Genomic DNA, 24,306 nt, shown 5'->3' on the forward strand with positions numbered 1-24,306 from the left:
TGCCTTGTATAACATCGCGAGCTGACTAGCAACGACTCGGATGGAGTGGCCGTGGCTCGAGAAGTGTTGACCGTCATCGGCGTGGGAGGCATGGGCCAAGCGATTGCGCGCCGTCTGGGTGCCGGCAAGACCGTGCTGCTTGCCGACTACAACGAGGAAACGCTGGCGGCGGTGGCCGAATCGCTGACCGCGGACGGCCATCACGTCGAAAGCCGGGGCGTCGATGTCGCGTCGGCGGAATCGGTGCACGGGCTCGCCGAGTACGCGGCATCGCTCGGCAGCGTCACGCAAGTGGCGCACACCGCCGGGCTGTCCCCGTCACAGGCGCCCGCCGAAGCGATCCTGGCCGTCGACCTGCTCGGTGTCGCACTGGTTCTCGACGAGTTCGGTGAAGTCGTCGCACCGGGCGGCGCGGGTGTCGTGATCGCCAGCATGGCCGGGCACATGTTCCCGCCGATGGGCGCCGAGCAAGAGCGCGCGCTCGCCCACAACCCGCCCGGCGAGTTGCTGCAGCTGGACTTCATCAGCGGCATCACTGATCCGAATCTCGCCTATCCGATCGCCAAGCAGGCCAACCACATTCGGGTCCGCGCCGCCAGCGCCCACTGGGGACGGCGCGGCGCCCGCATCAACTCGATCAGTCCCGGCGTCATTTCCACGCCCATGGGGCAGCAGGAGCTGGCCTCCCCCGTCGGTGACGGCATGCGAGCGATGGTCGCCATGTCCGCGACCGGTCGCCTGGGTACTCCGGAGGACATCGCCGCCGCCACCGCGTTTTTGCTGGGGCCCGACGCCTCCTTCATCACCGGCACCGACCTGCTCGTCGACGGCGGGGTCATCGCGGCGATCAAGGCGGGCAGCGCGAGCTAGGAAGCCACCGATCTCAGTCAGCCGCGCCGGCAAGCGCGCGCTGTCCCGTGTCGGCCTGCCGGTCATTTGGGGCCGGCCCGATGCGGTGCACCCAGTCCCGCGGCCGCATCCGCCAGGTCCGCCGGGCGTATTCCAGCTCCGTGTACGGCCATTGGGTCACGATGCGCCCCGTGGGCGAACGAAAGTAGCTGTCGCACTGCGTCCAGATGGTGCGCTCGAGATCGGCGGAAAGCCGGTCGTTGTAGCGTTTTTCGGCCTCCGGGTGCACATCGACGTAGCCGCCTCGACGCGCCACCCTGCTCATCGCGCTGGCCACCAGGCGCGCTGCCGCCTCCAGGATGTAGACGATCGAGTTGCCGCCCTGGTTGGTGTTGGGGCCATAGAGCATGAAGAAGTTCGGGAATCCGCCGACGGCCACACCCAAGTAGGCGCTGGGATCGGGTCCCCACCGTTCGTGCAGGCTCTGCCCGCCGACCCCGATCACGTCGATGCCCGCGAGGTAACTCAACGTCTCGAATCCGGTGGCCAGCACGATCATATCGACGTCGACGGCGTGTCCGGCCGCGGTGATAACCGACGTCGCGGTGATGCGCTCGATGGGGTCGGTGACGAGCTCGACGTTGGGCTCCTGCAACGCCCGGTAGTAGTCGTCGCCCAGCAGCACCCGCTTGCAGCGGAAGGGATAATCCGGTGTCAGCGCGCCGCGCAACCGCGCGTCGTCCACGGTGCGCTCCAGGAACGATGTCGCGACGTGCGAGCGGGCGGCCACAATCGGGTCGTCGGCAAACGTGGCGGTGTTGTCGTGCTGGAATTTCCAGATCTGCCACCGGGTGCGGCGCATCGCCACTGGGTTGCGCCGAAACCGCGCCAATTCGCTTGCGCTGTATGGGCGGTCCTCCTTGGGCACCATCCAGGGCGGCGTGCGCTGAAACACAACGAGGCGATCGGCAACCTTGGCCAGTTCGGGAACGACCTGCACTCCGCTGGCGCCGGTGCCGATCACCGCGACCTTCTTGCCCGCCAGCTCGATGCCGTGATCCCACTGCGCGGTGTGCATGAGCACACCGTTGAAGTCGGCCACCCCTTCGATGTCGGGAAGCTTGACGCAGCCGAACAGGCCGACCGCGCAGACCACGGCGTCGGCCGACAGCGTTGCGGTCTGTCCGGCGCGGTCCACCAGGCAGTCCCACCGCCAGGTGTCGGCATTCCAGCGCACCGTGCGCACCCGGGTGCCGAGCATGAGGTGGCGCCGCAGGTCGAAGTCGTCGGCGACCGACTCCAGGTAGGCAAGAATCTCCGGCTGCCGGGCGTAGGTGCGGCTCCAGGATTTGTTGGGCGCGAACGAAAAAGAATACAAGTGGCTCTGGATATCGCAGGCGGCGCCGGGGTAGGTGTTACGGCGCCAGGTCCCTCCGATGCCGTCGTCGGCCTCGATGATCACCAGGTCGTCGATGCCGGCACGGCGCAACGCCACCGCCGTGGCGATGCCGCCGAAACCCGCGCCGATGATCGCGACCCTCGGAGAGCGCCGACGCCGGGTCGCCGCCCTCATCCGCCCGACGACGTACCGCCGGCGACGCGTCACGGCGCGGCCTGTCGGTCGCGGATCTCGAGGCCGTCCAAATCCCCTGCGGCACGCCACTTCTCCAAGATGTCGGCGTACTCCGTGGGTGCGCCGAAGAAGAAGCTGCCCTGCCGGGTCTTGGCGTCCGCTTTTCCTTCGCGGTTGTAGTAGCCGGGAGTGCACGTCTTGGCGCGCTCGGCGCTCGCGACCGACCGGGCGACGACGGTGTCGACCCAGGCGGCCTCGGCGCCGGGTGACGCCTCGACTTCGATGGCGTCGTGTTCCAGGGCCCACGCGATGATCCATGCGACGTGAGTCGCCTGCACGTCGAGCAAGTATGGAAAGTTCACCGTAAGGCCCGACTGGGCGATGCTTTCGATGAAGCAGTTCGGAAAACCGTTGGCGCACAGTCCCTGGAACGTGCGGACGCCGTCGTCCCACCGTTGGGTCAGCGTGACGCCGTCACGGCCGATCAGCTCGAACCCGGTGCGGCGGCAGTAGTCGGTGCCCACCTCGAAACCCGTTGCGAAGATGAGGCAGTCGAGGTCGTACGCCACGCCGTCGACGACGACGCCGGACTCGGTGATGCGTTCCACTCCGCGGCCCCGGGTGTCCACCAAGGCGACGTTGTCGCGGTTGAACGCTTGCAGATATTCGTCGTGAAAGCAGGGCCGTTTGCAGAAGTAGCCGTACCAGGGTTTGAGCGCCTCGGCGGTGGCGCGGTCGACCACGATGTCATCGACCCGCGCCCGGATCTCCTCCATCTTGGCGAAGTCGGCGATCTCGATGTCACGGGTCCGTTGTTCGGGGTTCGCAGTGCCGTCGGTGTCGTGGCGCATTACCGGAAGTTTGCGGGTGATGCTCGTCCAGGCATCGGCGACGAGATCTTCGGATGCCTGCCCGCCGGCCGTCAGGATCTGGAAGTTCTGTATCCGCTCGCGCTGCCAGCCCGGCTGTAATGTGCTGGCCCACTGCGGATCCGTGGGTTGGTTGGCTCGCACGTCCACCGACGAGGGTGTGCGCTGGAAGACGTAGAGCCGCTGTGCGGCCGCGGCCAAGTGCGGCACACACTGGATCGCCGTCGCGCCCGTACCGATGATCCCGACACGCTTACCGGCCAGGTTTTCCAGCTTCGCGCCGGTGTAGTCGTAGTCCCACCTGCTGGTGTGAAACGCCTTCCCGTGGAAGGCGCTGATTCCCGCAATGCCGGGCAGCTTGGGTTTCGCCTGATACCCGTTGGCCATGGAGACGAACCGGGCCCGTATCTCGTCGCCCCGGTCGGTGCGGATGATCCATCGTGAACTTGCCGCATCCCAACGGATCTCGTGTACATCCGTCTGCAGGCAGGCGCCGCGGTACAGGTCGTAGCGCTCGGCGATGCGCTGGCAGTGCGCGAAGATCTCGGCGCCCTTGGCGTATTTTTCGGTGGGGACGTAGCCGAGCTCCTCCAGCAGCGGCATGTACACATAGGACTCGACGTCGCAGGTGATCCCGGGATAGCGGTTCCAATACCAGGTGCCGCCCACGTCGGCCGCCCTGTCGATCAACCGCACACTTTCCACGCCGAGTTGACGCAGCCGCGCGCCGGTCAGCAGCCCTCCGAAACCCGCACCGATGATCGCCACATCAACCTGGTCGCGCAGCGGCTCGCGCGCGAATTTGCCGTCCACCCAGGGGTCGTCGCCGAACCGGGCGAACTCACCGGCGATCTCCACATACTGGGCGATCCCGTCGGGCCGTATTCGCCGGGCCCGCTCCGCGGCGTACTTCTGCCGCAGGGCATCGACGTCGAAGGCGCACCCCACGGTATCGGTCAAGGTCTCGGCTCCGCTCTACGTGAGCCCGACTCTATAATCAATCGCTTGATCATATCAAGCAGATCGCTACGATTGACCGAACAGCGCGCCCCTGACCAGCATCTTGGCCGAACTCAGAGCGGCCTGGTACTCCTCGGCGGGAAGGGTGGCGGCCAGCTCCGTCAGCCCGTAGATGAGCGCATGAATCGCCTCGACGGTGGCTCGCGGATCCGGCCGGTCGGCGAGCTCGCCACGCCGGTCTGCCTCGTCGATCACACCCCGGATAATCTCGCGGAAGGTCTCGAAGCCAGTATTCTGCGCTTCCCGCTCGCCCGAAGCCATGACGTTTTCCGCGCGGATCGCCCATTCGAACGCGGCGAGGTCCGGGTACTCGCGCATCAACTGTCCGCATTCGTCGAGCACCGCTTCGATTCGATCGATGACGTTGCCCGGGCGTTGTGCGGCCTGCCGCAAGCGGGGCATCGACGCGTCGGCCCGGGCCGAGATCGTCGCCTTGATCAGTTCCGACTTGTTGGGAAAGTAGTTGTACAAGCTGGAGCTCGTCACGTTCGCCATACGGGCTATCTCACGGATCGTGGCCTTCGAGTAGCCGACCTCGGCCACACACCTCATGGTTGCGACGATGATCCGCCGGCGAGTTTCCTCGCCACTGGCGCCCACGGGGCGGCCCAGCTGCGTTCGGGTCATGGTGGGTCGGGTCCTCGCTGATATGTGGTCGAATATATTCGACCGACCAACGACTTCCGGCTCCTGCGGAGGTGCATGACCGCCACGCCGTCGCAGCTCGGGCGTCCGGTGGGCGCGAATGCTGAGCAGACTCGCCGACGAATCATCACCGCGGCAATGCGCTGCGTGGCCGAAGTCGGCTATTCGCAAGCGACGATCCGCGAAATCGCCCGCGCGGCCGACATGACCAGCGGCAGTCTGTATCACTACTTCCCGAACAAGTCCGAACTGCTCAATGCGACGGGCGAGGAAATCGAGGAGATCGTGTCGCACCGCCTGCGCGCCGCCGCCGCAGACCGCGATGACGTCGTAGATCGACTCGATGCGGTGCTCGACGAATGCGGACAGTTGATGCGCGACTATCCGTACCTGACCCCGTTCCTGCGCGCGATGCGAGCCCAGAGCAATGCACAGTTGCGGCGTGGCAGCCCAAGATATCCGGGTTCCGAGGCCCTACGCGGCGTTGTCACCGAGATCATCGAGGATGCCCGGGCGCATGGGATGCTCGCCCCGAGCATCGGCACGGCGGCCACGGCGGAGACCATCTGCGCGCTGACGCGTGGTCTGTCGGAGCAAGCGGGCACTTTGCCGCCAACGGGCTACCACGCGATGGTGAGCTCGGCGAAAAAACTAATCAGGGGAACGCTTTTCACGCGCTGATCGGGGCGCGCTTGGCGTGCGAAGCGGCCACGGCCGCAAGCGAATCCCCCAGGGTCCACACGGCCACTCCGATCAGCACAAGATCCTTGAGCAGGAACTGGCCGGGTAGCGCCGATAGGACGGGAAGGCCCGCCGCGTGGTTCGCGACCACGCCCGGGGTGGTGAACAAAAAGCTCAGCGTCCCCAAGAACAGCACCATCGCCAGTGTGCTGCCGGCCGCCGACGCCCGGGGCCATACGGGCCGCAGCGCAATCAGAAGCGCGGCAACGATTTCCATCGTTCCGAGGCCGCGCGCGACGGTGGTGCCGCTGAGGAAGTCATAGATCCAGCTCATCAGTGGGCTGTGTTCGATCAGCACCCGGGATTCCATCTTCACGAACTTTCCGAACCCGATCCACGCCAAGACGACCACCAGGCCGTAACGGCTGATGAGCTGTCCCCAGCTGGTCAGCGATTGCGCCACCGGGCGAGACGTTACGCGAGGGGTCGGGCTGTTGTCGGTCATCGAGGGGCGTCCTTCCGGGACAAAGTGCTGAGGGCAATTGTTCCTAGAGGACACGACTGACGGCACGATTGGGTTCAGCGACCCAATCGCTCGAGTTCAGCGACGACCAGTTGCAGCCCGGAGATCCCGCCTGACCTAGCCGGCGTAGCGGTCGCGCAGGTTGGCCAGCGTCTTCTCTATTCCCGTCGCATTGGCCTTCCGGAAACCCATCCGTTCGTAATACTTCAGCTTGTTCTTGAGCGAGCCGGCGTCGCGATAGTCGAAGGTCTCGGTCACCTGGGTCAGGGTCGGCGAAAGTGCCTCGAATTCCCAGCGCCAGCGGTGTCCGAGCGGATGCCGCCATTCGACAACTTCGTTGGGTTTGAGTTCGGTGATCGTGCTGGTGATGCGGTAGGGCAGGCCGTACATCCGCATCTTCGTCGAAAACTTCGATCCCTCAACGAGTTGCGGCGGCACTTCTATGTTGTCGCGCACCGTGCCCGAGCCGTCCAGTTCGGGGTGGCGCCGGGGATCCGCGGCGAGCGCGTACAGGTCGGCGGCCGGCGCGGCGACTTCGACTCTGCGGCTCACCTGTCGGGGTCCTCGCTCAACGATCGTGACGGTCATGACGTCCTCCTTCCGGCTGTCCGGCAGCGCGAGGTCGAGGCTACGCTTCGGACCGATGAGCCAGTCACTCTCGGGGAAAGTCGCGCTGATCACCGGCGCCGCGCGCGGACAAGGGCGGGCCCACGCCGCGCGTCTCAGCGCCGAAGGCGCCGACGTCATCGCCCTCGATATCGCCGGACCCCTGCCCCCAAGCGTTCCCTACGATTCGGCGACTCCCGATGATCTGGCCGAAACGGCGCGGCTGGTAAGCGCCAACGGCCCACGCGTCATCACCGCGGCCGTCGACAACGCGGTCGGCGAGCTCGGCCGGCTCGATATCGTCGTCGCGAACGCCGGTATCTGCAGCCCGGCGCCGTGGGATCACATCACCCCCGACGCCTTCCGCGACACCATCGACACGAACGTGACCGGTACGTGGAACACGGTGATGGCGAGCGCTCGTCACATCATCGACGGGGGCCGCGGCGGCTCGATCGTCCTCATCGGCTCGGCAGCCGGCATCAAAATGGAGCCGTTCATGGTGCACTACGTGGTGAGCAAACACGCGGTCACCGGGATGGCGCGCGCCTTTGCCGCCGAACTCGGCCGCCACGGCATCCGCGTCAACAGCGTGCACCCCGGCGCCGTCGCCACACCCATGGGCGGGGGCCGGATGCGCGACGCAATCCGATCCGCCGCCGACACCTATCCGTACCTGCGGGGACTGAACAGGCCACTGCTGCCCGAAGGCACCGCCGAGCCCGAGGACATCGCCGACGCGGTCGCCTGGTTGGCGTCCGACCAATCCCGATTCGTCACCGGCACCCAGGTGTCGGTAGACATGGGCGTTTCCTACTGCTGAACCCTCACCAGGCACAATCGTGGTTGACCTCATGGGTGTCGCCGACCGACGCACCATTGGGCGCTTGCGCGCCGCGGACGGGCCGGTCCTGACGGGAATACCTCTCAGAGGCTTTTAGGTTATACCCCTATGGGGTATATGCGGAAGGAGCTTCATGACCACCAGCGACTACCGGCTGACCGGGCGCAGCGGCGGGCGGGCGCGCGATATCGAGCTGGAAATCGCAGGAATGACCTGCGCCTCGTGCGCCATGCGCATCGAAAAGAGACTGAACTCTCTCGACGGCGTCACCGCGTCGGTCAACTACGCGACCGAGAAGGCCGCCGTCACCGTCCCCGCCGGGTTCGACCCGCGGGCACTGATCGCCGAGGTCGCGAAGGCTGGCTACCGCGCGGCCCTGCCGTCACGGCACGATGAACCCGCCACCCGGCCGGCGAGTGACGACGCGGAGCTGGCCTCGCTCCGCAACCGCCTGATCGTCGCGACGGTGCTCGCCACCCCGGTGATCGCCATGGCGATGATCCCGGCGTTGGAGTTCCGCTACTGGCAATGGGCATCCCTGGCGCTGGCGGCGCCGGTCGTCGTCTGGGCGGGCCGGCCCTTCCACGCGGCCGCGTGGGCCAACCTCAAACACGGCGCCGCCACGATGGACACCCTCGTGTCCATCGGCACCCTGTCGGCGTTCGTTTGGTCGCTGTATGCCTTGTTCCTGGGTGCCGCCGGGGAACCGGGCATGCGCCACGGCTTCGAACTGACCGTCAGCCGTGGCGACGGCGCCGGCAACATCTACCTCGAAGTGGCTGCGGGTGTGACGTTGTTCGTGCTGGCGGGCCGCTACTTCGAAAAGCGCTCCAAGCGGCGCGCAGGGGCGGCGCTGCGCGCCCTGCTGGAGCTCGGCGCCAAGGACGTCGCGGTGCTGCGCGACGGGACCGAAATCCGCATCCCCGTAGACCAACTCGTCGTCGGCGACGTGTTCGTGGTGCGGCCCGGCGAGAAGATCGCCACGGACGGGACCGTCGTCTCGGGCTCCTCGGCCGTCGACGCCTCGATGCTCACCGGCGAGTCCGTCCCCGTCGAGGTCGGCCCCGGCGACACCGTCACCGGCGCAACCGTGAACGCCGGCGGACGCGTTGCCGTGCGCGCCACCCGGGTCGGCGACGACACCCAGCTCGCGCAGATGGCCCGGCTGGTCGAGGCGGCCCAATCGGGCAAGGCCGAGGTCCAGCGGCTCGCCGACCGGATCTCCGGCGTATTCGTCCCGATCGTCATCGCCATCGCCGTGTCCACCCTCGCGGTATGGCTCGTCGCCGGCTACCCGCTGAGCGCGGCGTTGACCGCCGCCGTCGCGGTGCTCATCATCGCCTGCCCGTGCGCGCTCGGGCTGGCGACACCGACCGCGCTGCTGGTCGGAACCGGTCGCGCCGCCCAATTCGGCGTCCTGATCAAAGGACCCGAAATGCTGGAGTCCACCCGCAGGGTCGACACGATCGTGCTCGACAAGACCGGCACCGTGACCGCCGGCAAGATGACCCTCGTCGACGTGATCGCCGAATCCCAGACAGACCGCCCGACGCTGTTGGCCTACGCCGGCGCCCTGGAAGACGCGTCCGAGCACCCCATCGCACGGGCGATTGCCGACGCGGCAAAGGCGGAACTCGGCACCCTCCCGGCAGCCGAAGACTTCGCGGGTGTCGAGGGCATGGGGGTCCAGGGAGTGGTCGACGGCCATGAGGTCGTCGTCGGGCGGGAAAGCCTGCTGGCCGATCGAGCCCAGCGCCTCGACGCGACGTTGTCGGCGGCGAAGGCCCAGGCCGAGGCCGAGGGTAAGACCGCCGTCGCCGTCGGCTGGGACGGCCAGACCCGCGGCATCCTGGTGGTCGCCGACACAGTCAAACCGACCAGCGGCGAAGCGGTCCGGCAGTTCAAACGCCTGGGGCTGACGCCGGTGCTGCTGACCGGTGACAACCAGGCGGTCGCCGAGCGCATCGCCGACGAGGTCGGCATCACCCACGTCATCGCCGACACGATGCCCGCCGACAAGGTCGCCGCCGTCAAGCGCCTGCAATCGGAGGGCAGGGTTGTCGCGATGGTCGGCGACGGAGTCAACGACGCCGCCGCGCTGGCCGCCGCGGATCTGGGGCTGGCGATGGGCACCGGCACGGATGTGGCGATCGAGGCCGCCGACCTCACGCTGGTGCGCGGCGACCTGCGCGTTGCCGCGGACGCGATCCGGCTTTCCCGCCGGACGCTGGCCACGATCAAGAGCAACCTGTGGTGGGCCTTCGGCTACAACGTCGCCGCGATCCCACTGGCCGCGCTCGGACTGCTCAATCCGATGTTCGCCGGCGCCGCGATGGCGTTCTCCAGCGTCTTCGTCGTCGGCAACAGCCTGCGGCTGCGCGCCTTCGCTACCACGATCGACGACGCTGATATGGGATAGTTGGTGTCCTCAACCTCCGGATCTAGCGAAGGTCGCGACTGTTGAGTCACTTCTTCGGACAGCTGTCCCTGCTGCGCGGCTGGTTCCCGATCGCTGCGCAGGCGATCGCGTTGCTCGTTGCCGTCACCGCCATCGGAGTGCGCAGGCGACGCTGGCGTAGCTGGGCATTGCCGGTGGCGCTGGGCGTCGCGGCCGCGGCGACGGCGCTGTCCTACTGGTACATCACGTCGCTGGGCGTGGCCGGCGATCCCGCGCCCGTGTCGCTGTGGCTGTGGCTGGCCATGAGTGGACTCGCGCTGGCGGTGCTTCTGCTGGGCTGGCCCGGCGCCCGTTGGTGGCGACGCGCGCTGGCGCTGCTGGCCGTTCCCCTCTGCATGTTGTGCGCGGCGCTGGCCGTCAACGGATGGGTCGGCTATTTCCCCACCGTGCTCGCCGCATGGAATCAACTCACCTCGGAGCCGCTGCCCGATCAGATCGATCGGCTCAGGGTCACCGAGATGCAAGTCGCGGGAACCAAGCCGGCCAAAGGCGTTGTCGTGCCGGTGAATATCAGCGCCGACGCGTCGCACTTCCCCCACCGCGAGGAACTGGTGTATCTGCCCCCGGCGTGGTTCAACAGCAATCCGCCGCCACGGCTGCCGACGGTGATGATGGTCAGCTCGGCTTTCAACACGCCCGCCGACTGGCTGCGCCCGGGCGGCGCCTTCACCACCATCGACGACTTCGCCGCGCGCCATCACGGCTTCGCCCCGGTGCTGGTGTTCGTTGATCCCACGGGTTCCTTCGATAACGACACCGAGTGCGTCAACGGCACCCGCGGCAACGCCGCCGACCATCTGACGAAGGACGTCGTGCCGTTCATGGTCTCGAACTTCGGCGTCAGCGCCGACCGGGCCAACTGGGGCGTCGCCGGGTGGTCGATGGGTGGCACCTGCGCGGTGGACTTGACCGTCATGCATCCGGACATCTTCAGCGCGTTTGTGGATATCGCCGGCGACCGCGGTCCCAGCGTTGGCAGCAAGGACCTCACGGTCGCCAAGCTGTTCGGCGGCAACACCGCCGCCTGGGCCGCGTACGACCCCATCACCGTCATGAACAAACACGGGCACTACACCGGGGTGTCGGGGTGGTTCGACATCCCGTCATCCTCGGATGCGCAAAACATGGCCGAGGCGACCAATCCCGCGCTCGCCACCGCCCGCACCGACCCGTCTGCCAACCCCGAAGGCCAGGACGCCGCCGCCAAGGCGCTGTGCGATGCCGCCTCCGCACACGGCATTAGCTGCGCGGTGGTGACACAACCGGGCAAGCACGACTGGCCGTTCGCCGCGCAAGCGTTCGCCGCGGCGCTGCCCTGGCTGGCCTCGACGCTGGGCACCCCCGGTGTCGAGCCCGTGCAGCTACCACAACGCGGCGCCGGGGAGCCGCATTAATCCGCGCTGCGAGCCCCGCCGCCGACAATTCACAGCTGACTCTCCCGTAACGAATCCGACATATTGGTGCTGGCAGTGGTACGGTTCGCTGCTGTGGTGGCTGCGCAGTTCGGCAAGACGGGCGTCTCGCGCGCCCGCGTGCCCGCCACAAACGACCTGCAAAGAATCGGGTCGGGTTACCAACCTCGAAAGCTGCGCGGCCGTGTGGGTGAGACCGTGCCATGTTTGAGATGAATCGCCGTCGTTTCCTGGGGTCGCTCGCCGCAGCGACCGTAGCGGGCGTGGGCGCGGCCCGGCTGGTGGTCGATCCGCAGCCGCGAACATTTGCTCAGGCGCCCGCGGCGTCCGTGGCGACGTCGGGTCCGACCGCCCCGGCGGCCCTGTTGCCGCCCCCGCCACCCGGCGCTCGCATCCCGCTGCCCGGCGGAGGAGCGCTGATGAAGCTTCCCGGCGAGGGCGACTTGCTCGCGCTGACGCTGGACGACGGGGTCAGCAGCGAAGTGGTCCGCGCCTACACGCAGCTCGCCAAGGACACCGGCGCGCGAATGACCTTTTTCGTCAACGGCGTGTACGACTCGTGGACCGAGAACCTGAAGATGCTGCGGCCGCTGGTGGATTCGGGGCAGATACAGCTCGGCAACCACACCTGGTCGCATCCGGATTTGACGACGCTGACCCAAAGCCAGATCGCGGAACAGCTCACTCGCAACGACGAGTTCCTGAAGAAGACCTACGGGGTCGGCGCGAAACCGTACTACCGGCCGCCCTATGCGAAGCGCAACGCCACCGTCGACGCCGTGGCCGCCGGGCTCGGCTACTCCGTTCCGACCTTATGGTCGGGTTCGTTGTCGGATTCCACGCTGATCACCGAGGAATACATCCTGAAGATGGCCGACGAGTACTTCACGCCGCAGTCCATCGTCATCGGTCACCTCAACCACTTGCCGGTCACGCACGTCTATCCGCAATTGATCGACATCATCCGCGATCGAAACCTTCGCACCGTGACGCTCAACGACGTTTTCCTCAGGACTCCGTAGCGGACAGCAACGTCAGCAACGTCGAGTTCGATTGCGCTGGAACGCATCACACGCAGCGCCTGCCGACCTCGCGGCGCCAGCTCGATGATTCGGGTCAATTCGTTGCCAAAGCCATCGCGGATGACTGCTCTCGGATATCTGGAGGGCCTGCCTTCCCCCGGCGCCGCCGCGTTGTTACCGTTTCGTGATGCGTCGGGTAGGGGGAGTCCTCGCTGTCCTGCTGTTGATCGGTTTCGCATTTTTCAGCCCCGGAATCGCGCGGGCCGACGGCGACGAACCGCAGTACGCGGAGTTCTACACCCCACCGGATCCGCTGCCGCCGGGCGAGCCGGGTGACCTGATCCGCACCGAGCCGTCGCGGCTGGTGTTGGAGCCGTCGGGTCAACTGGGCGCGATCATGGCCACCGGCACCCGAATCATGTACCGCAGCAACGACACCCATGGCAATCCGATCGCCGTGACCGGCACCTACTTCGAGCCCTACAATCCGTGGCCGGGCAACGGTCCGCGGCCGTTGATCAGCTACGCGCCCGGCACCCAAGGTCAGGGCAACCAGTGCGCGCCGTCGCGAATGTTCAACCAGGGCATCCACTATTCGGGTGGCTGGGACATCATGTTCAACTACGAGGAGCTATTTGTCGCCACGATGGTCGCCCGCGGCTTCGCGATCGTGATGACCGACTACGAGGGCTTGGGCACCCCCTCGATGCACACCTATGTGGGCCGGGTCGCCGAGGGGCAGGCCGTGCTCGACGCCGCGCGGGCGGCCATGCGTCTACCGGGAACATCATTGGATCCGCATGGGCCCGTGGCCTTTTGGGGCTATTCACAGGGTGGCGGCGCGGTCGCGTCGGCGGCCGAACTGGCACCGTCCTACGCCCCGGAACTCCATATCGTGGGCACCTACGCCGGCGCCCCGGTGGCCGACCTCAAGGAACTGCTGCCCTACGCAGATGGCAGCGCCCTGGTCGGCGTGGTGGGCTATGCAATCAACGGCGCCATCGCCACCTACCCGGAGAATGCCGACGTGATCCGCTCTAAGCTCACCCCGCGAGGTTTGGCCATGCTCGAGTCGGCCTCACGCCAATGTGTCGGACAAACGATCCTCGATTTCATGTTTCGCCACCTGCAGCCGTACTTCAACGACAACGTCTGGAAGGTCATCAACGAGGAGCCGTTTAGCAGCATGTTGGACGAGCAGCACGTCGGACGCTACAAACCCAATGCGCCCGTATTGATCGACAGCAACCGCTACGATCCGCTGGTGCCGTGGACCGCGGCCAACCAGCTTGGCCGCGACTGGTGTGCCCAGGGCGCCGACGTCGAATTTCGCACCAACGAGGAACCGCCGTTCCTCAACAAGCTCGTCGTCAACCACGCCCTGCCAATGCTCGTCGATGGCGAACCGGCGATGCAGTGGATCGCGGCCCGCTTCAACGGAGAACCCACCGCGCCCAACTGCGGGCAGTTCTAACCGTCAACGCTCGTCCAGCATCGCGTCGATGAGCCGGTGCAGCACCTGACCGGTTTCCCGTCGCGCGCGTTTCGGATCGTCGGCGGTGGCGATGACCATGGCGGCCTCGTCGAGGGCGCCGATCAGTATGTGGGCCAACGGCCGCATCGGTTGCCGGGCCAACTGCCCCGCCCGGACGGCCTCGGTGAGCAGCTGCTCGGTCATGCCCAGGCTGTAGCGCTGGGCGACGTCGCGAAAGGCGGGCCAGCCGAGCACGCTCGGCGCATCGAGCAGGATCAGCTGGCGCACCTCGGGATCACCGGAGACGTCAAGCCAGGCGTCGACCGCGGCCCGGATCGCGTCAGCGGGCGTCGCCGCCCCCGATTCGGCGACCAGCGTGGCCATCCGGGCCATCACGTCCTGCTCCACGGCCTCGACGACCTCGCCGAAAAGCGTTGCCTTGTCGGCGAATTGATGGTACATCGCGCCCCGGGTGACCCCAGCGGCCGCGGCGATCTCCGGCGTCCCCACCTCCGCGTAACCGCGCAGGCCCCACAGCTTGCGGGCGGCCGAGATCAGCGCGTCGCGGGTCGCCGCGGAGCGCTCCTCCTGGGTGCGTCTCTTGATTTCCATACAGTCTGTTGGTAACTTACGAACAGACAGCCTGTTTGTAAGTGTACCGTTCGAGGTAGGAGTTATCCATGTCGACGATCGACATTAGTGCGGGAACCATCCACTACGAAGCAACCGGACCCGAGAATGGCCGGCCCGTCGTGTTCGTGCACGGGTACATGATGGGCGGCGATTTGTGGCGCCGGGTCAGCGAACGATTGGGTGATCGCGGCCTGCGCTGCATCGCCCCCACCTGGCCGCTGGGCGCGCACCCCGAGCCCCTGGGCCCCGGAGCCGATCGGACGATCAACGGTGTCGCTGGCATCGTCGCCGAGGTGCTGGCCGCCCTCGAACTCGAGGATGTGGTGCTGGTCGGCAACGACACGGGCGGCGTCGTCACCCAACTCGTCGCCGTGCACCACCCCGAGCGGCTCGGCGCGCTGGTGCTCACGAGTTGCGATGCGTTCGAACACTTTCCGCCGCCGATCCTCAAGCCGGTGATCCTGGCGGCCAAGTCCAAGACGACGTTTAGGACCGTCGCCCAGGCCATGCGCGTGCCGGCGGCACGCAAGCGCGCGTTCGACGGCCTGGCGCACCGCAACATCGACAAGCTCACGGAGGCGTGGGTGCGCCCGGGGCTCTCCGACCCAGCCGTCGCCGAGGACCTGCGCCAGCTCACCCTGTCGCTGCGCACGGAAGTCACTACCGGCGTGGCCGCGCGGCTGCATGAGTTCGACAAGCCCGCGCTGATCGCCTGGTCGGCCGATGACATGTTCTTCGAGCTCGGCGACGGCGAACGACTGGCGGCGACCATCCCCAACGCGCGGCTCGAGGTGATCGAGGGCGCGCGGACGTTCTCGATGGTGGACCAGCCGGATCAGTTGGCCGACCTGCTGTCGTCGATCGCGGTGCGCGCCTAGCGGGTCGGCACGCGTCGGCTAGCGTCTTCGCTATGCCAGACGCGACACCACCACTGCATGGCCGGCGGATCCTGGTGACCGGCGGCGCTACCGGTATCGGTGCGGCCGCCGTCGGAGTCCTCACCGAGGCGGGGGCCAAGGTCGTCGCCACCTATCACCAAACTCCGCCGCCGGAAGGTCTCGCGGCCGCGTGGCTGCAGTGCGATGTGCGTGACGCCGGCGCCGTTTCGGCGATGGTGCAACAAGCCACCGACCGCCTCGGCGGACTCGATGTCCTGGTGAACGCGGCCGGGCTGTGGCAGGCCGGGGTTCCGGGATACATCGGGGACGACGAGATCTCGTTCCTGTTGGACACCAACGTGAAGGCGACCATCCTCACCAACCAGGCCGTGTACGCGGTGATGAGGGACCAAGATCCCAAAGGCGGCCGGATCATCAACTTCGGATCCTCCGAAGCCGTTATGGGCAGCCCGATCTCGGCCGTCTATGCCGCAACCAAGGGCGCGGTGCAGGCGTGGACGCGATCGGCCGCCAAAGCCTGGGGCGCCGACAAGGTCACCGTCAACGCTTTGGCTCCCGCCGTGCAGACACCCGGCTCGGACCGGTTCCGGGATTTCCTCGGCCCGGAAGCGAGCGCCCTCATCGACCAGCAGATGCAGATGATGATTCCGGTCGGCGGGGCGCTCGGGGATCCGGCGCGCGACGTCGGGCCGATGCTGGTCTTCCTGGCCGGCCCCGGTTCGGGCTTCATTACGGGCCAACTGCTTGCGGTGGACGGCGGCCTGATGATGGTGGGCGGATAAGCCCGATGGCCGACGACACGATGCAAGCGCTGCTGCGCAAGCGCCTGTCGGACTCGGCGGTTGCCGTGAAACACGGTGATTTGCAATGGAGTTGGAGCGAGTACCTCGGCAAGTCCGCGGCCCGGGCCGCGGCCCTGCTCGGCGCCGCCGATCCGCAACGGCCGATGCACATCGGCGTCCTGCTGGGAAACACGCCCGAGATGCTGGCCCAGATGGCGGCGGCCGGTCTCGGCGGATACGTGCTGTGCGGACTGAACACGACGCGGCGCGGCGCGGCGCTGGCCGCGGACATCCGGCGGGCCGACTGCCAATTCGTTGTCACCGACGCCGAACACCGGCCATTGCTGGACGGTTTGGACCTCGGGGGAACGCGCATCTTCGATAGCTCGACGCCGCAGTGGGAGGAATTCGTCCGCGGCGCCGGGGACCTGGTGCCCCATCGAAACGTCACCGCGATGGACGCGTTCATGATGATCTTCACGTCGGGAACCAGTGGAAATCCCAAGGCGGTGCCGGTATCCCATATGATGGCCGCCGTCGCGGGTCTGAGCCTGACCGACCGCTTCGGGCTTACCGAGCGGGACACGTGCTACGTGTCGATGCCGCTGTTTCACTCCAACGCGGTCGTGGCCGGGTGGGCGCCCGGAGTGGTCTCCGGCGCCGCGATCGTGCCGGCGAAGTTCTCGGCGCGCAGCTTCCTCGACGACATCCGCCGTTACGGCGCCACGTACATGAACTACGTCGGCAAGCCGTTGGCTTACATACTGGCCACCGCCGAACGCGGCGACGACGCCGACAACCCGCTGCGGGTGGCGTTCGGCAACGAGGCCAATGACAAAGACATCGAGGAGTTCTCGCGCCGCTTCGGCGTCCAGGTGGAGGACGGGTTCGGCTCAACCGAGAACGCCGTCATCGTGATCCGTGAGCCCGGCACGCCGACGGGCTCGATCGGCAGGGGCGTCGACGGGGTCGCGGTGTACGACAGCGAGACCGTCACCGAATGCGCCGTCGCGCGTTTCGATGCGCACGGGGCGCTCGCCAACGCCGACGAGGCCGTGGGTGAGTTGGTCAACACGACGGGATCGGGCTTCTTCACCGGCTACTACAACGACCCGGAAGCCAACGCCGAACGCATGCGCCACGGCATGTACTGGTCGGGGGACCTCGCCTACCGGGACGCGGAAGGCTGGATCTACCTCGCCGGCCGCACCGCCGATTGGATGCGGGTGGACGGCGAGAATCTGGCCGCGGCACCGATCGAGCGACTCCTGTTGCGGCACAGCGCCATCAATCGCGTCGCGGTGTACGCCGTTCCGGATGGGCGGGTCGGCGACCAGGTGATGGCCGCGATCGTCCTCAACGAGGGCCACGTCATCGACCCCGACGAATTCGAGGCATTCCTCGATGCACAACCCGACCTGTCCCCCAAGGCCCGGCCACGATTCGTCCGCATCGCCGCCGACCTGCCCAGCACCGCGACCCACAAGGTGCTCAAGCGCCAGCTGATCGCCCAGGGAACGGCCACGGGCGAGGGCGAAATCCTTTGGGAGCGCGAACCGCGTGGCACGGCCTACCGGGTCGCGTCGGACACGCCTAGTCCTCGGGTGCCCGGCGGCGGATCTGCCCCTTCGAACGTCGCACCCGCTTGATCGGATCGCGGGTTGTGCCGCTGGCGATCTCGTCACGCAGCTGCGCAATGTTGGAGATCTCCGCGTACAACCCGCGGATCGCGTAGTCGAGGACGGCGAAAGAGAAACGCTGCTCCGGATCGTCGGCGATGCCGAGTTCACGGGATCGCTGGCGCGACCACAGCGCCTCGTCCAACCTGGCCCGAGTCGCCTCGAGATGCCGCTCCAGCGCATCGATTACGTGCTCGGGATCGTCGCCGCGGGCAAGCCAGGTCTTGAGAATGACGGGATGCTTGATGACGACTTGGTCCTGGCCCGGAAAGTGCTGGACCCACCGGCGCAGCGCGTCGAGCCCGGCATCCGTCGTCGCGTACAACGTGATGGCGCGCTTGCCGGATTGCGCGGGGGACTCGCTGACCATGCCCCGAGCCAGCAACCGGGTCAGTTCGCGCCGCACGTGGCTGACCGACGGCGACCAATAGAAGTGCCCGACCGACAGCTCGGCGCGCATCTTGATCTCGCCGGCGGTGAGCTGCTCGTCGTTGGCCGCCAGCACGCCCAGGACGAGGTAGGCGGTTACCGGCAGTCCGTTGCTGGTGCGGGCGGGGCTCATGGAATCCCGGTGAAGTAGGGGAGGGTCACATCCGCCCCGACTGCGTGAAACTGCACCCGCACCCGCATGCCGACGACCAGCTCCTCGGGCGCGACACCGACGATGTTCGTCAGCATCTGGTAACCCTCATCCAGGGTGACGATCGCGGGTGCATAGGGCGGGGCGAACTCCGCGGTGACCGGCCTGTGCACCACCGTCCAGCTGTAGATCTCGCCGACGCCGCCGCTGTGCTCCCACCGCAATTCGTGTGAAAGGCATTCGCGGCAGTGCTCGGTGGGCGGGAAATTCGACTGGCCGCAGTCCTCGCAGCGTTGATATCGAAGCTCCCCCGTCTGGCATCCCTGCCAGAACGGGGAACTGACCGGACTGCTGGCATGCGGCACCGGACCGGTCTGCGGCCGCAGGGAATTTTCGGAAGTCATCGCGGTTCGTCTCCGAGGATCAGGACAGTGGTGAACAGCGCTCCCGCTCCCCCGTTGCTGCACAACGCGATACGCGCGTCGGGCACCTGCAGGTCGCCAGCGTCGCCGCGCAGTTGTTCAACGGCTCGAATGGCCCGCTGCATCATTTGTGGATTGGAACCCGCGTGGCTGAAGGACATGGTTCCTCCGTCGGTGGTGATCGGATGGCTGCCGTCGATGGCGATGTGGCCGTCGGCAACAAACGGTCCCCCCTCGCCCTCACCGCAGAATCCGAATGCCTCTAGCTGCCGGATGATTTCGAACGAGAATGGGTCGTAGAGCTCGAGCACATCCACGTCGTCGGGTCGAAGGCCGGCGTGGCTGAACGCACGCTCGGCGGCGCGCCGGCCGACAACGCCGTTAACGTGATCGCCCCGCCGGCCGACGAGGTCCCACGCGGGTGGGTGCTGATACGACGGGCCGTGGAAGTCCGCGCCGCTGCCCAACACGTAGATCGCTCGGGCCGCGGCGTCCACCTTGTCTGCTACTTTCTCCAAGTTGGCCACAACCAGCGCGCACCCGCCTTCGGACGTGGTGGCGCAATCGAGAAGGTGAAACGGATCGGCGACCGGCCGCGACGCGGTGATGTCATCGGTGGTGAACGGGCCACGTTGGTAATAAACGGCTTCGGGGTTTCGCGATCCGTTGTTGCGTATGGTCGCCGCCACCATGGACAGGTGTTCGCGGGTTGTCCCGTAGACATGCATGTGCCGTCGAGCGATGAGCGCGAACTCGGCGGCGGTGAACATCCCCCAGGGCGCGACGAATTCGTTCTCCGGCCTGGTCCATGGTGCGGTGGCCTCGTGATCGCGGTATTCACCGGCTTGGGCGGCGACGAGCAGCACCACGTCGGCCATGCCGTGCTCGATGGCCGCGGCCGCCTCGGTGATCATGCTCACCCCGAAGCCCAACCCCTGCCAGGCGGGGCCGAGGCGCAAGTCGTAGATCAGCGTCGCCGACAGCGGGCCGGCGCTGATTCCGTCGACGTCGTCGAGGCTCAGCCCCGCGTCATCGAGGGCACCGCGAATAGCCTTGAGCGCCAGGCTGCGTGACGTCTCACCCTCCAGCCGGCGGCCCTGCCGGGTGTTGTGCACCCCGACGATCGCCGCCGTGCGCTTCGAGGGGCTAGTTTTCATCCGCGACAACTCCCAGGTAGGTGCCCACGACGTCGTATTGCCGGCCGTCGCGCACGATGGTTCCGATCGTCCTCGTCCGTGTGTCGGCGTGCGCCACGCCCGCCTCGACGACGTCGATCCGCACGTCGACCGGCCGCGCCGTTTGCGGGTCCGTGATGTCCACCACCATTGCCACCGCACGCTCACGCTCGTCCCACTCGACACTGGTGATCCGGTGCCGCGCAGTCAATTCCATCACCACGGAGTCCTGCCGTACCAGAAAGCGCACCGGTGCGCACAGCTCGCCGGCGCGCGGCGGCACGCACAGCGTGACTGCCATGTCACAAGCCCGCCGGCCGCGCGCTGGTGGCCCCGGCTGCCCGCAGCTCGGCAACCTCTCCTTCGCTGCGCCCCAGCAGGCCCGTCAGGACTTCGGCGGTGTGCTGGCCGTACAACGGCGGCACGCGGCGGATCCAGCGCCGTGGCTTCCCGACGAATGCGAAGGGCATCCCGGTGCACAGGAACGAGCCGGCCACCGGGTGGTCGACCGTTTCCCAAAAACCCCGGGCCAGCAGTTGCGGATCGCTAAGCAGTGCCCCCGCTGGCGTGACCGGTGCCGCGGCCACCCCACCGGCACGCAGCGCGCCGACCGCCTCGGCCACCGTACGTCGCGCGCTCCAATCCGAGATCAGCTTGTCGATGTCGTCGGCCTGCGCCCGCCACCCGGCCTCATCCGGCCCGAAGTCGGACCGATTGATGAGTTTCGCCAGGGACACGCGGGCGTCGTCGTCGGTCGCGGCGAGCGCGACCCACTCGTCGTCACCCGCACAGCGATACACGCCTTGCGGAGTCGCTCCAGGGCCGCGATTTCCGTTCCGCCGCAGCTCGATTCCATTGCGTGAGTACTCCACGACCACCTCGGCGGCCACGTTCAGCGCCGACTCCACCATCGTGGACTCGACGTGCATGCCGGTTCCGTCCCGGTCACGGACGACGAGCGCCACGATCGCGGCGAAGGCCGCGTGCAGGCCCGCGATGGGATCGCACACCCCGCGCGGAATCACGGGCGGCCCGTCGGCATGTCCGGTCATCCACGCCATGCCCGTCGCCTGTTCCATGGTTTGCGCGAAGCCGACGCGGTCGCGCCACGGGCCGTCGAGGCCGAACGCCGGCATCCGCACCATGATTGCGCGCGGGTTGGCGCCGCGCACCGTATCCCATTGCAGGCCGAAGTTTTCCATCACCCGCGGCGAGAAGTTCTCGATGACGAGATCGCTGGCGGCGATGAGATCCAGGGCAATGCCGCGCCCCGCGTCGGTGCTGAGCTCGACGCTGACGCCGCGCTTGTTGTTGTTGCTGCACAGGAACACCGGGCCCGTTTCCCACCACTGGTCCCAGTCGGGGGGGCGGCCCGCGGAGAGCCGCATGCCGTCGGGCCGGCGGACGCCCTCGAGCTTGATGATGTCGGCGCCGAGGGCACCGAGAAATTGGGTGGCGACGGGTCCCGCCCAGAAGGCGGTGAAGTCGGTTACCCGTATGCCGGACAACGGAAGTGCGTCGGGTTCGGCGGTGCTGGACCGACCGGGTCGGGGTGGCCACCGCACGCGGCCATTGTCGGCACCCAGTTCGGGAGGGCGCCGCGGCGGCACGGTCACGATGACGTCGCTGCGGTAGGGCACCCGCGGCTGCAGCCCCCCGGGCTCCGACTCGACGAACACGCCGCGTTCGACGAAGTGGTCGACCTTGGGCAGTGTGGCCGGGGTGCCGATGGGGGCCACCGGGATTCGGAAGGCAACCGCGAGATCGATGATCTCTTGGGTGGTACGCGTTTCCGTCCACTGCGTGACCATGCCGAGGAATTCGTCGCGGCGCTCGACTCGCCCTACGAACGATGCCAGCTCGGCGTCGTCGACCAGATCGGCGCGATCGATCATCACCAGAAAGTCTTGGAACTGTTGCGCGGTGATGGTGCAGAAGCCGACCATGCCGTCGGCCGTGGGGACGATCGACGGCAGCTCCAGACTGCGTTGTTGCTGAAGGGAATCCGGCCCCAGTACGCTGGCCGACATGGCGGACAGGCCGCCCATCGCGAGGGCCATCGCCTCGTAGGTCGAGACGTCGACGATCTCACCGCTTCCGCCCCGGGCGGCATGGCGTGCCGCTGCCGCGGCCACCGCCGCGGCGAACGAGCCCGCCAGCCACTCGCCCAGCCGGCCGCCCGCCTGCACGGGTTCGTCGCCCGGCCAGCCACGGCCGGCGGTCGAGCCGCACAGCGCTTGCAGGATGAACTCGTTGGCGACCACGCGGTCGTCGACGTAAGGACCCGTCAGCCCGAACGGTGTCACGGCGACCACGACGGCCGACGGCCCGGTGTGCGCCGTGATGTCGTCGAGCGTCCAGCCGTCGGTCAGGTCGGTGAGCGCGACGTCGGCGCCGGCCAGCAGCGCGGCGGTCTCGGCGTCGTCGCGACGGACCACCGACCTCTTGCCCGCCGCCAGGTAGCCGAACAGCGCACCGGGTGCGCCCCCGGCCGACCAGCCGCGCACCGAATCACCTTGCGGCGATTCGATCTTCACGACGTCGGCGCCCGCGTCGGCGAACATCTTCGCGCAGTACGACACCGCGATCCCGTTGGACAACTCCAGCACACGCCAGTCCGCGAACGGCGCCTCGGCGGCCACGCTCAGTTGCCCAGGGTGGTGGCGCGCCCGGCGATGCCGGTGACCTCCGCAGTCACCGGCCCGGATCCCTGGGCCTGCAGCGCGAACTGCGTCATCCGCGTCCACGTGTCGAGGTCACGCTGGCTGGCGCGATGGCCGACATGGGTCACCACGTCGACGTCGGTGGCCTGGGCGCGCAGGTAGCCGGCCCGGGCCTGGTCTTTCGGGATGTGCCGGAAGGGGTCGAATGAGTATGCGGCCATGGCGTTTTCGTGGGTGATCTTGTTGACGACCGCGTCGTCGAGGTGGCCCATGGTCTCGATGACGTCCTCGGGCGCGAACGGCCAATTGCTGTCGGAGTGCGGAAAGTCGGATTCCCAGCACAGCATGTCCTCGTTGAACCAGTCCATGTTCTTGACGCCGACTTTGTCGCTGATGAAGCAGGTGTAGAAATGCCGCTTGAACACGTCGGTCGGCCCGCCGTAGCCGGGCGGGAACTTCGCCTGCGTCCAGCCCGAGTGCCGGTTGTAGACGTGCTCGGCGCGCCAGAGGAAATACGGTATCCAGCCGACGTCGCCCTCGGTGAGGGAGAATTTGAGTTGTGGGAAGTCAGCCCAGAATTCGGCCCAGATCAGCTCGGTGAAGGTGAACATGCTCATCATCGACGATGCCGTCATCTGCACGCTGGGCGGGGCGTCGGTCGACACTTGTGCGGATCGCGACGCGGAGCCGACGTGGGTGCATAGCACGGTGCTGTTCTCACAGACGGCCTCGAACAACGGGTACCAGTACTTGGTGTGAATGCTCGGCATTTCCAAGGCCTCTGGATTCTCCGAAAACGTCACCGCGTGACAGCCCTTGTCCGCGAGCCGCTTGACTTCCTTGGCCGCTTCGGCCACGTCGTACAGCGGCAGGATGCCGCAAGGGATGAAGCGCCCCGGATACGCCGCGCACCATTCGTCGACGTGCCAGTCGTTGTACGCCTTGATCATCAGCAGGTTGACGTCGCGGTCGGGGCCCTGGTTGAGCACCTGGCCCGAGAAGCCGGTGAAGTTCGGGAAGTTCAAGCCGGCCAGTTGCCCGCCGGCGTTCATGTCGCGAATCCGTTCGTCGACGTTGAAGCATCCCGGACGCATCTCGTCGTAGCTGCAGGCGTCGACGTTGTACATCTCGCGGGGTTTGCCCGCGACGGCGTTGAGGCCCATGTTCCGTCCGCGAATGTCGCCGTAGTACCACTGCTGGACGCCGTCGGGCTCGAGGACCACGCGCGGGGCCCGGTCCTTGTACTTCGCGGGAACGTGCGCGTCGAACATGTCGGCCGGCTCAGCGATGTGGTCGTCCACGCTGATCAGGATCAGATCGTCCTTATTCATGCCGCACTCCTCGCGCATCGAGATGTGACTAGTAGACAATGGTGTCGGTCACAGTGTCAACGGCGACCGCCCGTCGTCCTACGATCCGACAAGACCTGTCCCACAATGGCAAACGTCTCGGAATGCGGCGGCGTACGGCAACGTAGCGCCAGCTATCCATTTGGAC

The 24,306-nt window shown here is 67.2% G+C and carries 22 protein-coding genes; 10 read left to right on the forward strand and 12 right to left on the reverse strand.

Features of this window, described 5'->3' with window-relative positions:
- The first annotated feature begins 51 nt into the window (after window positions 1-51).
- Entirely contained in the window at window positions 52-870 is an 819-nt protein-coding gene (locus tag ACQI5H_RS07630) for an SDR family oxidoreductase (protein WP_427078780.1), read from the forward strand.
- A 13-nt stretch (window positions 871-883) separates the two neighbouring features.
- On the opposite strand, the gene ACQI5H_RS07635 is transcribed toward ACQI5H_RS07630, so the two are convergent.
- From ACQI5H_RS07635 to ACQI5H_RS07645, 3 genes are all read right to left on the reverse strand, one after another.
- A complete protein-coding gene (locus ACQI5H_RS07635; RefSeq protein ID WP_427078871.1) occupies window positions 884-2,422 on the reverse strand; it encodes a flavin-containing monooxygenase in 1,539 nt (512 codons plus the stop codon).
- Between the two features lie 29 nt (window positions 2,423-2,451).
- Window positions 2,452-4,251, reverse strand: coding sequence for a flavin-containing monooxygenase (locus ACQI5H_RS07640; protein WP_427078781.1), 1,800 nt, complete (start codon window positions 4,249-4,251; stop codon window positions 2,452-2,454).
- A 66-nt stretch (window positions 4,252-4,317) separates the two neighbouring features.
- Window positions 4,318-4,938 carry a TetR/AcrR family transcriptional regulator gene (locus tag ACQI5H_RS07645; protein WP_427078782.1) on the reverse strand — a complete coding sequence of 207 codons (621 nt, stop codon included), beginning with the start codon at window positions 4,936-4,938 and terminating at the stop codon, window positions 4,318-4,320.
- Between the two features lie 75 nt (window positions 4,939-5,013).
- On the opposite strand from ACQI5H_RS07645, the gene ACQI5H_RS07650 reads away from it, so the two are divergent.
- Window positions 5,014-5,637 carry a TetR/AcrR family transcriptional regulator gene (locus ACQI5H_RS07650; protein ID WP_427078783.1) on the forward strand — a complete coding sequence of 208 codons (624 nt, stop codon included), beginning with the start codon at window positions 5,014-5,016 and terminating at the stop codon, window positions 5,635-5,637.
- On the opposite strand, the gene ACQI5H_RS07655 is transcribed toward ACQI5H_RS07650, so the two are convergent.
- Complete coding sequence (locus tag ACQI5H_RS07655; RefSeq protein WP_427078784.1) at window positions 5,627-6,142, reverse strand: YkgB family protein; 516 nt, start codon at window positions 6,140-6,142, stop codon at window positions 5,627-5,629. The genes ACQI5H_RS07650 and ACQI5H_RS07655 overlap by 11 nt on opposite strands.
- Before the next feature lie 135 nt (window positions 6,143-6,277).
- Window positions 6,278-6,748 (reverse strand): SRPBCC family protein, encoded by a 471-nt coding sequence (locus ACQI5H_RS07660; RefSeq protein WP_427078785.1) that lies wholly within the window; start codon window positions 6,746-6,748, stop codon window positions 6,278-6,280.
- 55 nt (window positions 6,749-6,803) lie between these two features.
- On the opposite strand from ACQI5H_RS07660, the gene ACQI5H_RS07665 reads away from it, so the two are divergent.
- The 5 genes from ACQI5H_RS07665 to ACQI5H_RS07685 all read left to right on the forward strand — a co-directional run bounded on the left by ACQI5H_RS07665 (window position 6,804) and on the right by ACQI5H_RS07685 (window position 13,976).
- Complete coding sequence (locus ACQI5H_RS07665) at window positions 6,804-7,589, forward strand: mycofactocin-coupled SDR family oxidoreductase (protein WP_427078786.1); 786 nt, start codon at window positions 6,804-6,806, stop codon at window positions 7,587-7,589.
- A gap of 154 nt (window positions 7,590-7,743) precedes the next feature.
- The gene (locus tag ACQI5H_RS07670) at window positions 7,744-10,029 is read left to right on the forward strand and encodes a heavy metal translocating P-type ATPase (protein ID WP_427078787.1); all 2,286 of its coding nucleotides are present in this window, start codon (window positions 7,744-7,746) and stop codon (window positions 10,027-10,029) included.
- A gap of 41 nt (window positions 10,030-10,070) precedes the next feature.
- Window positions 10,071-11,462 (forward strand): alpha/beta hydrolase, encoded by a 1,392-nt coding sequence (locus tag ACQI5H_RS07675; RefSeq protein ID WP_427078788.1) that lies wholly within the window; start codon window positions 10,071-10,073, stop codon window positions 11,460-11,462.
- A gap of 230 nt (window positions 11,463-11,692) precedes the next feature.
- Window positions 11,693-12,502 carry a polysaccharide deacetylase family protein gene (locus ACQI5H_RS07680; RefSeq protein ID WP_427078789.1) on the forward strand — a complete coding sequence of 270 codons (810 nt, stop codon included), beginning with the start codon at window positions 11,693-11,695 and terminating at the stop codon, window positions 12,500-12,502.
- 187 nt (window positions 12,503-12,689) lie between these two features.
- Entirely contained in the window at window positions 12,690-13,976 is a 1,287-nt protein-coding gene (locus ACQI5H_RS07685; RefSeq protein ID WP_427078790.1) for a lipase family protein, read from the forward strand.
- A 3-nt stretch (window positions 13,977-13,979) separates the two neighbouring features.
- On the opposite strand, the gene ACQI5H_RS07690 is transcribed toward ACQI5H_RS07685, so the two are convergent.
- Entirely contained in the window at window positions 13,980-14,588 is a 609-nt protein-coding gene (locus ACQI5H_RS07690; protein WP_076060095.1) for a TetR/AcrR family transcriptional regulator, read from the reverse strand.
- A 68-nt stretch (window positions 14,589-14,656) separates the two neighbouring features.
- Between ACQI5H_RS07690 and ACQI5H_RS07695 the strand changes: the two genes are divergently transcribed.
- From ACQI5H_RS07695 to fadD1, 3 genes are read left to right on the forward strand one after another with little or no spacing between them, the layout of a single operon-like run.
- Window positions 14,657-15,487 (forward strand): alpha/beta fold hydrolase, encoded by an 831-nt coding sequence (locus ACQI5H_RS07695; protein WP_427078791.1) that lies wholly within the window; start codon window positions 14,657-14,659, stop codon window positions 15,485-15,487.
- Between the two features lie 32 nt (window positions 15,488-15,519).
- On the forward strand, window positions 15,520-16,290 hold the full coding sequence (locus tag ACQI5H_RS07700) for an SDR family NAD(P)-dependent oxidoreductase (protein ID WP_427078792.1): 771 nt from the start codon (window positions 15,520-15,522) through the stop codon (window positions 16,288-16,290).
- Between the two features lie 5 nt (window positions 16,291-16,295).
- Window positions 16,296-17,939 (forward strand): fatty-acid--CoA ligase FadD1, encoded by a 1,644-nt coding sequence (gene fadD1, locus ACQI5H_RS07705; protein ID WP_427078793.1) that lies wholly within the window; start codon window positions 16,296-16,298, stop codon window positions 17,937-17,939.
- On the opposite strand, the gene ACQI5H_RS07710 is transcribed toward fadD1, so the two are convergent.
- From ACQI5H_RS07710 to ACQI5H_RS07735, 6 genes are read right to left on the reverse strand one after another with little or no spacing between them, the layout of a single operon-like run.
- Complete coding sequence (locus ACQI5H_RS07710; RefSeq protein WP_427078794.1) at window positions 17,884-18,531, reverse strand: PadR family transcriptional regulator; 648 nt, start codon at window positions 18,529-18,531, stop codon at window positions 17,884-17,886. The two genes, fadD1 and ACQI5H_RS07710, sit on opposite strands and share 56 nt — an antisense overlap.
- Window positions 18,528-18,953 carry a Zn-ribbon domain-containing OB-fold protein gene (locus tag ACQI5H_RS07715; protein ID WP_427078795.1) on the reverse strand — a complete coding sequence of 142 codons (426 nt, stop codon included), beginning with the start codon at window positions 18,951-18,953 and terminating at the stop codon, window positions 18,528-18,530. Before ACQI5H_RS07715 ends, ACQI5H_RS07710 begins: the two co-directional genes overlap by 4 nt.
- Window positions 18,950-20,128, reverse strand: a complete 1,179-nt coding sequence (locus tag ACQI5H_RS07720; protein ID WP_427078796.1) for a thiolase family protein — start codon at window positions 20,126-20,128, stop codon at window positions 18,950-18,952. The genes ACQI5H_RS07715 and ACQI5H_RS07720 overlap by 4 nt, the downstream gene beginning before the upstream one ends.
- Window positions 20,118-20,447, reverse strand: a complete 330-nt coding sequence (locus ACQI5H_RS07725; RefSeq protein ID WP_427078797.1) for a hypothetical protein — start codon at window positions 20,445-20,447, stop codon at window positions 20,118-20,120. Before ACQI5H_RS07725 ends, ACQI5H_RS07720 begins: the two co-directional genes overlap by 11 nt.
- A gap of 1 nt (window position 20,448) precedes the next feature.
- Window positions 20,449-22,788, reverse strand: a complete 2,340-nt coding sequence (locus tag ACQI5H_RS07730) for a CoA transferase (RefSeq protein ID WP_427078798.1) — start codon at window positions 22,786-22,788, stop codon at window positions 20,449-20,451.
- A 2-nt stretch (window positions 22,789-22,790) separates the two neighbouring features.
- The gene (locus tag ACQI5H_RS07735) at window positions 22,791-24,140 is read right to left on the reverse strand and encodes an amidohydrolase family protein (protein ID WP_427078799.1); all 1,350 of its coding nucleotides are present in this window, start codon (window positions 24,138-24,140) and stop codon (window positions 22,791-22,793) included.
- Window positions 24,141-24,306: the final 166 nt, after the last annotated feature.

The sequence above is a fragment of the Mycobacterium heidelbergense genome (assembly GCF_050205645.1).
Lineage (GTDB): Bacteria > Actinomycetota > Actinomycetes > Mycobacteriales > Mycobacteriaceae > Mycobacterium > Mycobacterium heidelbergense_A.

Coding starts and splice junctions, on each gene's coding strand:
- ACQI5H_RS07650 (WP_427078783.1), top strand. CDS start 5,014: ATGACCGCCACGCCGTCGCAGCTCGGGCGTCCGGTGGGCGCGAATGCT.
- ACQI5H_RS07700 (WP_427078792.1), top strand. CDS start 15,520: ATGCCAGACGCGACACCACCACTGCATGGCCGGCGGATCCTGGTGACC.
- ACQI5H_RS07720 (WP_427078796.1), bottom strand. CDS start 20,128: ATGAAAACTAGCCCCTCGAAGCGCACGGCGGCGATCGTCGGGGTGCAC.
- ACQI5H_RS07665 (WP_427078786.1), top strand. CDS start 6,804: ATGAGCCAGTCACTCTCGGGGAAAGTCGCGCTGATCACCGGCGCCGCG.
- ACQI5H_RS07670 (WP_427078787.1), top strand. CDS start 7,744: ATGACCACCAGCGACTACCGGCTGACCGGGCGCAGCGGCGGGCGGGCG.
- ACQI5H_RS07645 (WP_427078782.1), bottom strand. CDS start 4,938: ATGACCCGAACGCAGCTGGGCCGCCCCGTGGGCGCCAGTGGCGAGGAA.
- ACQI5H_RS07695 (WP_427078791.1), top strand. CDS start 14,657: ATGTCGACGATCGACATTAGTGCGGGAACCATCCACTACGAAGCAACC.
- ACQI5H_RS07635 (WP_427078871.1), bottom strand. CDS start 2,422: ATGAGGGCGGCGACCCGGCGTCGGCGCTCTCCGAGGGTCGCGATCATC.
- ACQI5H_RS07735 (WP_427078799.1), bottom strand. CDS start 24,140: ATGAATAAGGACGATCTGATCCTGATCAGCGTGGACGACCACATCGCT.
- ACQI5H_RS07655 (WP_427078784.1), bottom strand. CDS start 6,142: ATGACCGACAACAGCCCGACCCCTCGCGTAACGTCTCGCCCGGTGGCG.
- ACQI5H_RS07725 (WP_427078797.1), bottom strand. CDS start 20,447: ATGGCAGTCACGCTGTGCGTGCCGCCGCGCGCCGGCGAGCTGTGCGCA.
- ACQI5H_RS07715 (WP_427078795.1), bottom strand. CDS start 18,953: ATGACTTCCGAAAATTCCCTGCGGCCGCAGACCGGTCCGGTGCCGCAT.
- ACQI5H_RS07660 (WP_427078785.1), bottom strand. CDS start 6,748: ATGACCGTCACGATCGTTGAGCGAGGACCCCGACAGGTGAGCCGCAGA.
- ACQI5H_RS07710 (WP_427078794.1), bottom strand. CDS start 18,531: ATGAGCCCCGCCCGCACCAGCAACGGACTGCCGGTAACCGCCTACCTC.
- ACQI5H_RS07685 (WP_427078790.1), top strand. CDS start 12,690: ATGCGTCGGGTAGGGGGAGTCCTCGCTGTCCTGCTGTTGATCGGTTTC.
- ACQI5H_RS07690 (WP_076060095.1), bottom strand. CDS start 14,588: ATGGAAATCAAGAGACGCACCCAGGAGGAGCGCTCCGCGGCGACCCGC.
- ACQI5H_RS07680 (WP_427078789.1), top strand. CDS start 11,693: ATGAATCGCCGTCGTTTCCTGGGGTCGCTCGCCGCAGCGACCGTAGCG.
- fadD1 (WP_427078793.1), top strand. CDS start 16,296: ATGGCCGACGACACGATGCAAGCGCTGCTGCGCAAGCGCCTGTCGGAC.